At 71.6% G+C, this 12,196-nt stretch carries 10 protein-coding genes; 3 read left to right on the plus strand and 7 right to left on the minus strand.

Annotation, left to right across the window (positions count from 1 at the left end):
- Nucleotides 1–88 precede the first annotated feature (88 nt).
- From cydC to B4915_RS04235, 4 genes are read right to left on the minus strand one after another with little or no spacing between them, the layout of a single operon-like run.
- A complete protein-coding gene (gene cydC / locus B4915_RS04220; protein WP_105804604.1) occupies nt 89–1,825 on the minus strand; it encodes a thiol reductant ABC exporter subunit CydC in 1,737 nt (578 codons plus the stop codon).
- Complete coding sequence (cydD, locus tag B4915_RS04225; RefSeq protein ID WP_105804605.1) at nt 1,822–3,573, minus strand: thiol reductant ABC exporter subunit CydD; 1,752 nt, start codon at nt 3,571–3,573, stop codon at nt 1,822–1,824. Before cydD ends, cydC begins: the two co-directional genes overlap by 4 nt.
- A 56-nt stretch (nt 3,574–3,629) precedes the next feature.
- Entirely contained in the window at nt 3,630–4,658 is a 1,029-nt protein-coding gene (gene cydB / locus B4915_RS04230; RefSeq protein WP_105804606.1) for a cytochrome d ubiquinol oxidase subunit II, read from the minus strand.
- Nucleotides 4,659–4,682: 24 nt separating this feature from the next.
- Nucleotides 4,683–6,125: a cytochrome ubiquinol oxidase subunit I gene (locus B4915_RS04235; protein ID WP_105804607.1), complete on the minus strand. Its 1,443-nt coding sequence runs from the start codon at nt 6,123–6,125 to the stop codon at nt 4,683–4,685.
- Nucleotides 6,126–6,384: 259 nt separating this feature from the next.
- On the opposite strand from B4915_RS04235, the gene B4915_RS04240 reads away from it, so the two are divergent.
- From B4915_RS04240 to B4915_RS04250, 3 genes are read left to right on the plus strand one after another with little or no spacing between them, the layout of a single operon-like run.
- The gene (locus B4915_RS04240) at nt 6,385–7,065 is read left to right on the plus strand and encodes a DedA family protein (RefSeq protein WP_105804608.1); all 681 of its coding nucleotides are present in this window, start codon (nt 6,385–6,387) and stop codon (nt 7,063–7,065) included.
- A 45-nt stretch (nt 7,066–7,110) separates the two neighbouring features.
- Nucleotides 7,111–8,160, plus strand: coding sequence for an App1 family protein phosphatidate phosphatase (locus B4915_RS04245; protein WP_245907334.1), 1,050 nt, complete (start codon nt 7,111–7,113; stop codon nt 8,158–8,160).
- Complete coding sequence (locus B4915_RS04250; RefSeq protein ID WP_245907335.1) at nt 8,157–9,224, plus strand: FUSC family protein; 1,068 nt, start codon at nt 8,157–8,159, stop codon at nt 9,222–9,224. The genes B4915_RS04245 and B4915_RS04250 overlap by 4 nt, the downstream gene beginning before the upstream one ends.
- 75 nt (nt 9,225–9,299) lie before the next feature.
- Here B4915_RS04250 and B4915_RS04255 read toward each other — a convergent pair whose 3' ends face one another.
- The 3 genes from B4915_RS04255 to B4915_RS04265 form a co-directional block, all read right to left on the minus strand.
- Entirely contained in the window at nt 9,300–9,857 is a 558-nt protein-coding gene (locus tag B4915_RS04255; protein ID WP_105804609.1) for a YceI family protein, read from the minus strand.
- 182 nt (nt 9,858–10,039) lie between these two features.
- A complete protein-coding gene (locus B4915_RS04260; RefSeq protein ID WP_281258196.1) occupies nt 10,040–10,807 on the minus strand; it encodes a type 1 glutamine amidotransferase in 768 nt (255 codons plus the stop codon).
- A 5-nt stretch (nt 10,808–10,812) separates the two neighbouring features.
- Complete coding sequence (locus B4915_RS04265; protein ID WP_105804610.1) at nt 10,813–12,189, minus strand: Mur ligase family protein; 1,377 nt, start codon at nt 12,187–12,189, stop codon at nt 10,813–10,815.
- Between the last annotated feature and the right edge of the window lie 7 nt (nt 12,190–12,196).

The following is a 12,196-nucleotide window of genomic DNA, read 5'->3' on the forward strand; positions in this document are numbered from 1 at the left end:
TGCCCGAGCGGAGCGGGGCCCGGCCCGGTTTGCCCGGGCCGGGCCCCGCTCCGCTCGGGCAAGCCGGGCCGGATTCTGTGGCTGGCGGTCAGGCGGGCGGGCTGGGACGGAGGGGGAGGTCGAGGCGGTCGGCCTCGATCCCGGCGGGAAGCTCGGGGTGGGGGATGAGGATCACGGCGCGGTCCGGGGGAACGGCCCCCAGGAGATCGCGCATGAGCCGGTCGGCGAGCTCTCGGTCCACTCCGGCCGTCGGCTCGTCGAGGATCACCACGGGGAAGTCGGCGAGGATCGCCCGCGCGAGCGCGATCCGCTGCGCCTGTCCGCCGGAGACCAGCGCGCCGCGCTCCCCCACCGGCGCGTCGAGGCCCCCGCGCTCCCGGGCCCACTCGGCGAGGCCGACCCTTCCGAGCACCGCGAGCAGTTCCTCATCGCTCGCCGTGTCGCGGGCGAAGCGCAGGTTCTGCCGGAGATCGGCGTCGAAGAGGTGCGGCGTCTGCTCGCACAGCCCCACCACGGCGCGCACGAGCCCGACGGGAAGCTCGCGCGCCTCCACTCCGCGGAGGCGGTAGGAGCCGCTGTAGTCGAGAAAGCGCACTAGCGCGAGTGCGAGGGTGCTCTTGCCCGCTCCGCTGGGGCCCGTCACCACCAGGGTCTCCCCCGCCCGCAGGGTCGCCCGCACGCCGCTCACCGCGGGCCGTTCGCCCCCCGGATGCCGCACCGCGAGCCCGCTCAGTTCGATGAGCGGGGCCGTGGGGTCGAGGGCCGAGGCGGGCGACGGTGTCCCGCCCGCGTCGCCGCCGTGCCGCGGGCCCTCCGGCTCTCCGCCCTCGGCCACGATCTCCGGCGGCAGCGGCGCCTCGGTGAGGGCGGTCACCCGATCGGCGCTCGCCTCCACGGCACGGCGGGCCGCGATCGCCGCCGGAAGCTGGGCGAAGACCTCGAAGATCGCGGCGGGCACCACCACGACCGCGGCGAACAGCGGCGCCGAGAGCGCGCCCCCGCCCACCGCGGGCAGCAGCGCGAGCAGCGCCCCCAGTGAGGCGAGGCCCGCCGTGAGGCCGAGCAGCGCGCCGGTGAGCCCCGTCGAGCGGGTCCGCCGCAGTTGCAGTGCCGCCAACCGCGCCTCCGCAGCCGCGATCCGCGCTCGCTGCATGGGCTGGGCGCCGAATGCGGCGAGCACCTCCGCGGCTGCGAAGCGTTCGAGCAGGGCGTCGACCAGTGCCGCCCGGGCCTCGCTCAGCTCGCGGTCGGAGTCCGCCGCCATGCGACGGGAGAGCAGGATCGCGAGGCCGCCCCCGAGCAGCAGCGCGATCACGAGCACGGCGGCCCCGAGTGGCGCGATCAGCGCGACCGCGAGCACGCTGAGCGCCACGACGAGCCCGCTCACGAGGAGCGGTTGCCGCACCCGCAGCGCTTCGTCCTGCAGCTGGTCCACGTCGTCGACGAAGGCCGCGAGCACCTCGCCCCGGCGGTGCGTCTCGATACCGCCCGGCACGCGCGGCAGCAGCGCGTCGAAGGTCTGTGCGCGCAGGGAGGCGAGCTGCGCGAGCGCCGCGTCATGACTGAACACGCGCTCCGTGTAGCGCAGGGCCGCGCGGCCGATCGCCAGTGCGCGCACGCCGACGATCGCGAAGGTGAGGTGCAGGATCGGCGGCTGCTCGGCGGCGCGCACGATGAGCCACAGGCTCAGGCCCAGCAAGCCGACCACGCAGAGGTCCGCGAGTACCCCGAGGGTCAGCCCCGGCGCGCTGCGCCTCCCGCTCGGCACCGCGCGAGCGATGACGCGACGCCGAGCCGCCGCGTCCGCGGCACCGCGGGCGCTCACGCGACCGCTCCCGCCGCGACATCGACACGGACGACCCGCTCGGCGGACGCGAGCAGCGCGGGGCGATGGCTGACCACCAGCACCGCCCGCCCGGACCGGGCCTCAGCCCGCAGGGCACGGCACAGCACGGCCTCCGCCTCGGCGTCGAGCGCCGAACTCGGTTCGTCGAGCACCAGGGCGGCGGTGTCCCGCGTCCAGGCCCGGTAGAGCGCGCGGGCGGTCGCGACGCGCTGCGCCTGGCCGCCGGAGAGCCCCGCCCCCGCGGCGCCGAGCGTGCGAGCGGCATCGAGCTCCGGCAGCCCGGCCGTGTCGAGCGCGCGACGGATGCGCCCCGGATCCGGCCGGGCGCAGCCGAGCGCCACGTTCTCGGCGACCGAGCCCTGCAGCAGTCCGGGCCGTTGCCCCGACCACGCGAGCCCCCCCGCGAGCGCAGCCGTCCCCGCCACCGGCACGACGAAGCCGAGCAGCGCCGCGAGGAGCGAGGACTTCCCCGCCCCCGAGGGCCCCGCGAGCGCCACGAACTCCCCCGCGCCCACGGAGAACGTCATCGGTCCCGCCACGATCCGGCTGCCGCGCTCCACGACCACGCGGTCGAAGGCGATGACCGGCGTCCCGGGTGCCGCCGGGGGCGCGGCAGCGGCGGCCTCCGCGCCCCGGGACGCTCCCGCTGCCTCCCCCGCAGCCGCGCGCGTGCCCACGGCAGCTCCCGCGCCCCCAGCCGCTCCCGCACCATCGCCCTCGATCACCGCGAACATGCGCTCCGAGGCGGCGAGTCCCTCCGTCGAGGCGTGGAACGCCGCACCGAGCTGACGGATCGGCACGAACACCTCGGGCAGGAGCAGCAGCACGAACAGCCCGATGCCGAGTGGGAAGGCGCCGTCGACGAGCCTCGTTCCCACGGTCACCGCCACCAGCGCGATCGAGAAGGTGCCGGCGAGGTCGAGCACGAAGCCGGAGAGGAAGGTGACTCGCAGCACGCGCATCGTGCGACCGCGATACTCCTCGGTCTCACGGGCGATGCGCGCGGACTGCCGGCGCTCCCGGCCGAAGATCTTCAGCGTCGCGAGACCCTCGACAGCGTCGAGGAAGGAAGCGGAGAGGCGCTGCAGCTGCGCCCACTGGCGCTCCTGCACCGCCTGCGTGGCGAGGCCGATGAGGACCATGAAGACCGGGATCACGGGGAACACGAGCAGGACGGTGACGCCGCTCACCGGGTCCGCGAGCAGCACCGCGGAGACGAGCACCGGCGTGGCGACGACGGAGAGGATCAGCTGCGGCAGATACCCCGAGAAGTAGCCGTCGAGCGCGTCGAGCCCGCGGCCGAGCAGCGTCGTCAGCTCGGCGTCACTGCTCGGGCGAGCGTCGCCGCCCGTCTGCTCGCGCAGCGGCGAGCGGGCGTCGAGCGCGTCGAGCGCCGCGGCCCGCAGCTGCGATTTCACCCGCACGGCGCCGCGCGCGGCGACGACGTCCATTCCCCAGGCCGCGGCGGAGCGCACGCACAGCGCGAGCAGCGCCCCGGCTACGAGCCCGGGCACTGCGGCGGCCGAGGCTGCTCCCTCCCCGATCCGCCCGGCTCCCCCGCCGGCTCCGCCGAGGACGGGGAGCACGGCCGTGGTGATCGCCTGGGCGAGGCACCAGCTCCACCCGAGGATCGCGAGCGTCCGCAGGAGACCGAGCGCGGCGCCGAGCACCAGGACCCCGCGGGCGGCGCGCGCGTGGCGCAGCAGCCGCGCATCGAACGGCTTCATCGAACCCCTCTTCCCCTGTTCCCCGCTGGGGCCGTGCCGGCACGGCCCCCGTCATCCTAGTGAGCGGCCGCCGGGATGGCGTCGCGCGAGAGCCGCTTGCGGAACACCCAGTAGGTCCAGGCCTGGTAGGCAAGCACGAGTGGCATGGTGAAGGCCGCGACCCAGGTCATCAGCTCGAGCGTCTTCTGCGAGCTGGCGGCGCCGGTGATCGACATCGAATAGGCCGGGTCGATGCTGGAGTGCATGAGGTTCGGGAACATCGCCATGAAGATCGCGAGCAGTGCGAAGGCGATCGCGGTGGCGTTGCCGGTGAAGGCCCACCCCTCCCGGCCGCGCAGATTGGCCGCCCACGCGCCGATCAGCGCCACGGCGGCGACGGCCGAGCAGAGCACGATCACCCAGAGCGTCGGGCTGCCGAGGTGCTGCACCACGGTCCAGACGAGGAACGCGGCACCGGCGATGATCGCGGCGACGCCCACCCGGGCGGCGAGCGCCCGCGCGCGCTCCCGCATCTCACCCATCGTCTTCAGCGACACGAAGACGAGCCCGTGCGTGAAGGTGATGAGGAGCATGGTGACGCCTCCGAGCAGCCCGTAGGGATTGAGGAGGGTGAGCAGGGTCCCCTCGTAGAGCCAGCCGCCGTTCTCCATCGGCACGATCGGCAGCCCCTGCGCGAGGTTCGCGAAGGCGACGCCCCACAGCAGCGGCGGCACCACCGAGCCCCAGAAGATGAAGCGATCGAACCACCGCGTCCACCGTTCGCCCTTGCCCTGGTGGCGGTACTCGAACGACACACCGCGCAGGATCAGGGCGAGGAGGATCACCAGGAGCGCCAGGTAGAAGCCGGAGAACATCGTCGCGTACCACTCCGGGAACGCGGCGAAGAGCGCGGCGCCCGCGACGATCAGCCAGGTCTCGTTGAGGTCCCACACGGGGCCGATGGTGTTGATGATGACGCGCCGGTCGGTGTCGTCCCTGCCGAGGAAGGGAAGCGACATGCCGACGCCGAAGTCGAAGCCGTCGAGGACGAAGTAGCCGATGAGGAAGGCGCCGACGATGAGAAACCAGAGTGTGGTGAGTTCCATGGTGGTGTGTCCGTTCCCGTTTCCCTAGTAGACCGTGGCGAGGCGCTCGTGATCGGCCTCGCCGTGTTCGTCGCGGGCGATCTCGGGCGGGCCGTCCTTCGCGGCCTTCGCGATGAGCCGGAACTCGACCACCGCGAGCGCCCCGTACACCAGGGTGAAGACGATCAGCGAGGTGAGCACCGCCCATCCCGGCACGCCGGGCGAGACGCCCTGCTCGGTGGTCATCACCCCGAACACGATCCAGGGCTGGCGCCCCATCTCGGTGAAGATCCAGCCCACCAGCGAGGCGAGCATGGGCAGCGGCGCCGACCAGATCGCCACCTTCCACACCCACTGGGGCAGTTCGGCGTTCTTGCGGGTGATCCAGAGCCCGACCGCCGAGACGAGCGCGGCGAGCGCGCCGAGGCCGATCATCCAGCGGAAGGCCCAGTACGTCACCCAGATGATCGGGGCGAACTGGCCGTCGCTCGGGCAGGTGAGCAGCGTGTCCGCGCCGCCGCAGTACATCGCCTCATACTCTGCCTGCAGATCCCGGATCCCTTCGACGCTGCCGTCGAAAGTGCCGTTGGAGAGGAAGGAGAGGAGGTACGGGATCCGCACCGAGAAAATCTCATGGGCGCCGTCGGGGGTTCCGAGGCTGAACAGCGAGAAGGAGGCGTCGGCTCCCGATGCGTTCTCGTAGAGCGCTTCGGCGGCGGCCATCTTCATGGGCTGCGTCTCGGTCATCACCATGCCGAGCGAGTGCCCGGTGAGCCCGACCCCGAGGAAGGCGACGATGTTGGTCCAGGCGCCGAAGCGCAGAGCGGCGCGCATCTCTTCGAGGTACTGCCCGCGCTGCAGGTGCCAGGCGGCCACCGCGACCATGACCGTCCCGGCGAACATGGTCGCCGCGAAGAGCGTGTGCGGGAACTGCGTGACGGCCACCGGGTTGGTGAGCACGGCTCCGATGCTCTCGAGCTCCGCGCGGCCGCGCTCCTCGTTGATGGTGAAGCCGTCGGGGTTCTGCATGAACGCGTTGGCGGCGAGGATGAAGTAGGCGGAGGCGACCGTGCCGATCCAGGTCATCCAGATCGTGAGCAGGTGGATCTTCTTCGGCAGCTTGTCCCAGCCGAAGATCCACAGGCCGATGAAGGTCGCCTCGAAGAAGAAGGCGATGAGCCCCTCCATGGCGAGCGGCGCGCCGAAGATGTCGCCGACGAAGCGCGAGTAGTTCGACCAGTTCATGCCGAACTGGAACTCCTGCACGATGCCGGTGACGACGCCCATCGCGAAGTTGATGAGGAAGATCTTGCCGAAGAGCTTGGTGAGGCGGAGGTACTTCTCCTTGCCGGTGCGCACCCACGCGGTCTGCAGGAGGGCCACGAGCAGCGCCATGCCGATGGTGAGCGGCACGAAGATGAAGTGGTAGAGCGTGGTCAATCCGAATTGCCAGCGGGCAAGGATCAGCGGGTCGAGTACGTCGTTCATGTATCGCTCCTGAACGAATGGTGGCACCCTCCCCAAGGGTGCACTCCCTTAGTGAGGTCCGCCACGAGATGTCATTCTCGCCGGAGCTGCCGGTCGGCGACCGGCCACTCGTCACTCTACCCTTTCTGTGAATCAGCTGCGAATCAAACTTGACGTCGAGCTATTTTTCGTTCGCGTCCGAGATAAATGTCGTTTGACGTCGAGCAAAGTCCCCGATTCTCACGGCGGCGGGCAAGCCGCCTTCGCTACAGTCGTCACGATGACGGAACTCCTGAGCGCGCTGATCGAGGCCGTGCGCGACCTCGACCCCACGCTGCGCGCGCTCGTCGCCGGCATCGGGATGCTGCTCGAGACCTCCGTGTTCGTCGGCCTGCTCGTGCCGGGCGACACCATCGCCCTCGTCGCCTCGGTGGGGATCACGAACGCCGCCGAGTTCGCGTGGCTCACCGTCGCGCTCGTCATCGGCTCGCTCTGCGGAGAATCCATCGGCTTCACCCTCGGCCGGTTCTTCGGGCCGCGCCTGCGCAGCAGCCGCCTCGGCCGGCGCCTCGGCGAGCGCAACTGGCGGGTCGCCGAGCACTACCTGGGCGAGCGCGGGGGCGTCGCCGTGTTCCTCTCGCGCTTCCTTCCCGTGCTGCACTCCCTCATCCCGCTGACGGCCGGGATGGCGGGAATGCGCTACCGCCGGTTCCTGCCGTGGACCGCCGCCGCCAGCGTCGCGTGGGCACTGATCGTGACCTCCCTGGGGGCCGGAGCGGCGGCGAGCTTCGAGCAGCTCGCGGATCGCGTGAAGGGCGCCGGCTTCATCTTCGCGGCGGCCGCCCTGCTCGTCGCGGCGGGGCTGTGGGCGCTCAAGCGCGCGTTCCTGCGCCGCGAGCAGACGCACATGCGCGTTGACGAGGCCGGCGACGAAGACGGCGCCGGAGCCGCCGGAGCATAGACGGCGCGTTCAGCCACGCGAGAGGCCACGCCCTAGACTGACGGGGTGACTTCGAACGCGCGACCCGATTCCCGGCCACGCTTCGCGGCCCGCGTCGAGGACTGGATCCACGTGCGGCGGGCTCGTCGCGCCGTCGCACGCGGCAAGCAGCCCTCCGTGATCCCCTACATCGGCTACGGAAGCACCGACTGGGTCCGCGTGCTCGGCCGCGTGCTCTACCTCAAGCCCGAGACCCGGGAGCACACGCGCTTCCGCCACGATGTGGCCGAGGTGTCGCGGGTCAGGGGCTGGCGCACCTTCACGAGCCTCTCGGTTCCCCACCAGCCCGTGCGGGTGCTCATCGACGGCGAGCCCGTCACCGAGGTCGTCGCCGACCGCGGCGGCGTCATCGACGCGATCGTCCCCGTCTCGCTCACTCCCGGCTGGCACACGGTCACGCTGCAGGCGGGCGACAGCGAGGCGGCGGATGCGCCCGTCGACGTCATCGATCCCGCGGCCCGCATCGGCGTGATCTCCGACATCGACGACACGATCCTCATCACGGCGCTCCCCCGTCCCTTCGTCGCCGCCTGGAACAGCTTCGTCCTCGACGAGCACGCCCGCTCCGCGACCCCCGGGATGGCCGTGATGCTCGACCACCTCGTCTCCCGCCACCCCGGCTCCCCCGTCGTCTACCTCTCGACCGGGGCATGGAACGCGGCGCCCGCGCTGAGCCGCTTCCTCGCGCGCAATCTGTACCCGATGGGCCCGCTGCTCCTCACCGACTGGGGGCCGACACACGACCGCTGGTTCCGCAGCGGCACCGAGCACAAGCGGCGGGAACTGGAGCGCCTCGCCACGGAGTTCCCCGATGTGCGCTGGGTGCTCTTCGGCGACGACGGGCAGCACGACGAGGAGCTGTACCACGAGTTCGCGACCGCCCGTCCCGGCAGCGTTGCCGCGGTCGCGATCCGTCAGCTCTCCGTCGGGGAGGCGGTGCTGGCCGGCGGCCGCTCGAAGGCGAATCTGCATCGCACCACGAGCGGCGTTCCCTGGGTCTATGGTCCCGACGGCGCGACGCTGCGCGAGGAGCTGCGCAAACTGGGCTTGATGTGATCCCCGACCGTCTCGCCCGCTGGGGGCGCGCGCCCGGCGCCCTCACGAGCCGCGTGCGGGCCGAACGCCGCGTGCCGCTGATCCAGGTCGTGAAGACCCTCGCGGCGATGATCCTGAGCTGGTTCCTCTGCCTGCTCGTCTTCCCGGGTCAGCTGCCGATCTTCGGAGCCATCGCCGCCCTGCTCGTCGTGCAGGACAATGTGAACCAGTCGCTCAGCAAGGGGCTGGAGCGCGTGGTCGGGGTGCTGCTCGGCGTGGGCGTGGCGCTCCTCACCGGCGAGTTCCTGGGCCAGCACTCCTGGCTGTTCATCGCGGCCCTCGTGGCGGGCCTCGCCCTCGGCTGGCTGCTGAGCATGACCCCCAGCGCCGCGAATCAGATCGTCGTCAGCGCGCTGCTCATGATCGCGCTCGGCGGCCTCGATCTGCAGTACGGCGTCGAGCGGGTCGTCGAGACGCTGATCGGCGCGCTCATCGGCGTCGGGATCAACGCGCTCGTCGTCGCCCCGGTGCGCACGCTCCCCGTCCACGAGGCGATCATCGCGCTCGCGGAGGACGCCGCCACCGCGCTGCGCCGCATCGCGGACGCCCTCGACCGGCCGCGCGACGACGACTGGCTGGAGCGCATGCACCGCGAGGCGCGCGCCCTGCAGGCGGAGCGCGCCCGAGTACACACCCTGCTGCGCGAGGCGCGCGAGAGCCTGCGGCTCAATCCGAGGAGCCGGCGCTTCCGGCAGGGACTGGCGGCCGACGACGCGCTCTTCCAGCGCCTGCAGCCCATCGTCACCCAGATCGGCGGCATGTCCCGCGCGGTCTACGACCTCTACGAGCCGGACCTGGTCACCGACCCCTCCGTGATCGGCATGGTCGAGGAGCTGCGACGGGCCGCGCACGATCTCGAGCGTCTCGTCCGTCCCGCGCTGCCGGGCTCGGAGCCGCCCGAACCGCCCGCGCTCACCGCGCCCTACACGATCCCGCAGCCCCACCCCGAGCACTGGGTGCTCATCGGCTCGCTCATGGAGGATCTGCGCCGGGTGCGGGGACGGATCACCGGGGAACTCGACTGAAGGCGGACGGGGGCGGGACCGGCCACGCCGATCCCGCCCCCGCCGCCCCGCTCGCGCGGGATACCGCAGCAGACCCTACTGCTGGAGTCCGGCCTGGATGTCGAGCGTGATGGTGACGTCGGAGCCGAGGAGCAGGCCACCCTTCTCCAGGGGAGCGTTCCAGGTGAGGCCGAAGTCCTCGCGCTTGACCACGGTGGTGGCGGTGAAGCCGGCCTTGTAGTTGCCGTAGGCGTCCTCGCCGAAGCCGCCGAACTCGAAGTCGAAGGTGACGGGCTTCGTCACGCCGCGCATGGTGAGCTCGCCGTCGACCTTGAACTCGCCGTTCTCCTCGCGCACGCCGGTGGACGTGAAGACGATCTGCGGGTGCTCCTCCGCGGCGAAGAAGTCGCCGGTGCGGAGGTGGCCGTCGCGGTCTGCCTGGTTGGTGTTGATGGAGGCGACCTCGGCGGTGGCATGGACGGTCGAGTCGAGCGGGTTCTCGGCCGTGACGAAGGTGGCGTCGAACTGCTCGAACTTGCCCTTCACCTTGCTGATCGCGAGGTGGCGCACGGAGAAGCCGACCTCGGAGTGCGCGGCGTCGACCTTCCAGGTGCCGACGCGGTAACCGGGGATCTGGTCTGCGGTGATGGTCATGGATGTTCCTTTCGTTGAACCATGGGGTCTGGAGAGGACAACCGATACATGCAGACGCATATTCCCGCTCCCGGCAGACTTTCTCACGGCCGCCCCCGAGAAGCGTTCAGCGGACCGGGGTCGGGATCGGGCGGGAAGCGACTGCGAGCCGGATCGGGACCGGAACCGGGAACGGGATCGGGTCAGCGCGGACGACGCTTGGCGCTCTCCCGCGCGCGCAGCACGGTCTCCCCCGTCTCCGCGCGCGGCTCGAAGGCCCCGTGGCGGCGGCGCGCCGCCTCGCCGATGAGGAAATCGCTGATGGCCGGGTTCTTGGGCAGCAGCGAGCCATGCAGGTAGCTGCCGATCACATTGCCGGTGCGCGCCCCCTCGACGCCGTCGCTCGGGTTGTTGCCCGCGCCCTGCAGCACGCGGCCGAGCGGACGGGAGCCGGGCCCGAGCGTCGTGACGCCGCTGTGGTTCTCGTAGCCGATGATCTCGCCGAACTCGTCCGAGTCGAGCACGATGTTGCCGATCATGCGCTCGCTCCCGCCGCGGGTCTCCACGTCGAGCACGCCGATGCCCGCGAGTTCCTCGCCCGTGTGGGTGATGAAACGATGTCCGAAGAGCTGATAGAGACCGCACACCAGCAGCATGGGGGTGCCATCCTCGGCGAGGGCGCGGATCCCGTCCGCTCGGGCCGCGAGATCCACCGCGACCCGTCCCTGCCCGGAATCCTGCCCGCCGCCGCCGATCACGATGTCCACGTGCTCGGGCAGCGGATCACCGGGGTTCACCTCGACGACGCGGGGCGCGAATCCGTGGGCACGGGCGCGCCGGGCGAGGGCGAGGACGTTGCCGCGATCCCCGTAGATGTTCATGTCCCGCGGGTAGAGCGAGACGATCACCAGCTCTCGCGCAGCTGCGGGATCCGCGGCCGCCTCGGCCACGAGCCGCTCCGTCGCTTCCAGTTCGCTCACCAGACGTCCTCCACCTCGGTCAGCTCCGCGAGCGCGCGGCGCAGGCCGAGCATTGCGGTGTACGTGCAGTAGATGCGGCGCGGCCGCACGGCCCCGCCCTCGGGCGCGGTGCGGCGCCGGAAGCCGGCGAGCGCACGGCCGAGGTCTTCCTCGACGTGCCCGACCGGCACCTCGTCGTGCTCGAGGCGCAGCGCCATGTCCCACGCGCGGGTTCCGCTCACCGTGTCCACGCCGCCCTCGGCGAGCGAGGTGAAGTCGACGTCCCAGAGCCAGGACATGTCCCGGCCATCGGCGTACTGGTCGTTGATCGCGATCATCACGTCGACACCGCTCGGGTCGAAGGAGGCGAGGCCGAGGCGGAAGCCGGCCGGGTTCTTGACGAGCACGAGATCCAGGGGCTGGCCGTCGAGCGTCAGGCGCTCCCCCCGCCCGAAGGCCGGGCGCACCTCCGCCAGCGCGGAGAGCAGACGCTCGGTCGGCGCCTCGATGCGGAGGCAGTCCGGGCACACCTCCGCCGTCTCGCTGCCGCGGGCGATCATGCGCACGAGCGAGAGCGCCGCGGCCGCGTTGAAGGTGTTGTAGAGGCCCTCGAGCTTGAGCGCGGTCTCGTACTCGCGTCCGTCGATGCGGAACACCGCGCGGTGGTCCCCCACGGCGACGAGGGTGACATCCGCCTCGCGCGGCAGCTCTCGCTCCGGAGCGGATCTCTGCAGGGTGGCGGCGTGGAAGTCGTCGTCGCTGGGGAAGGTGGAGAGGAGCTCGTCGGAGAGCCCGAACTCCCGCACTTCGAGGGGCGGGTGGGCCTCGGCTGGGAGGTCGGCCGCCCGCTCGCGGGTGCGCTCCCCGATGGCCGCGACGAGCCGGTCCTCCCGGTTCACCACCACCCCCTCGGTGGTCGCGTCCGCAATGCGCTGGAGCAGGCGAGCGGTCGTGTCGATCTCCCCGAAGCGGTCGAGCTGGTCCCGCAGCACGTTGAGGAGGAGGGTGTGCCGCGGGGGGACACGGTCGATGAAGTACATGGCGTGAGCCTCGTCGAGCTCCAGCACGGCGACGTCCGCGTCGAGGCGGCCGCGCAGCGAGCACTCCTGCACGATCGCGGCGACGATCCCGCGCGAGAAATTCGATCCGGTGCGATTCGTGAAGACCTTGACGCCCAGCTGCTCCAGGATCTCGACGATCATCTTCGTGGTCGTCGTCTTCCCGTTCGTGCCGCTCACCACGACGACGCCGAGCGGAAGACCGCCGAGCGCGCGGGCCATGAAGCCGGGGTCGACCTTCTCGACGACGAGGCCGGGGAGCGCGGATCCGCCGCCCCGCAACCGGGCGACCGCCCGCACCGCTTTGCCGAGGAGGGCGGAGAGCACATCACGCATGCCTCCC

This window comes from Leucobacter massiliensis, from assembly GCF_002982315.1.
Classification (GTDB): Bacteria; Actinomycetota; Actinomycetes; order Actinomycetales; family Microbacteriaceae; genus Leucobacter; species Leucobacter massiliensis.

Excerpts from the sequence above, each read along its gene's own strand:
- cydD (WP_105804605.1), bottom strand. The coding sequence starts at position 3,573 with ATGAAGCCGTTCGATGCGCGGCTGCTGCGCCACGCGCGCGCCGCCCGC.
- B4915_RS04240 (WP_105804608.1), top strand. The coding sequence starts at position 6,385 with ATGACGGAACTCCTGAGCGCGCTGATCGAGGCCGTGCGCGACCTCGAC.
- cydB (WP_105804606.1), bottom strand. The coding sequence starts at position 4,658 with ATGGAACTCACCACACTCTGGTTTCTCATCGTCGGCGCCTTCCTCATC.
- B4915_RS04235 (WP_105804607.1), bottom strand. The coding sequence starts at position 6,125 with ATGAACGACGTACTCGACCCGCTGATCCTTGCCCGCTGGCAATTCGGA.
- B4915_RS04255 (WP_105804609.1), bottom strand. The coding sequence starts at position 9,857 with ATGACCATCACCGCAGACCAGATCCCCGGTTACCGCGTCGGCACCTGG.
- B4915_RS04265 (WP_105804610.1), bottom strand. The coding sequence starts at position 12,189 with ATGCGTGATGTGCTCTCCGCCCTCCTCGGCAAAGCGGTGCGGGCGGTC.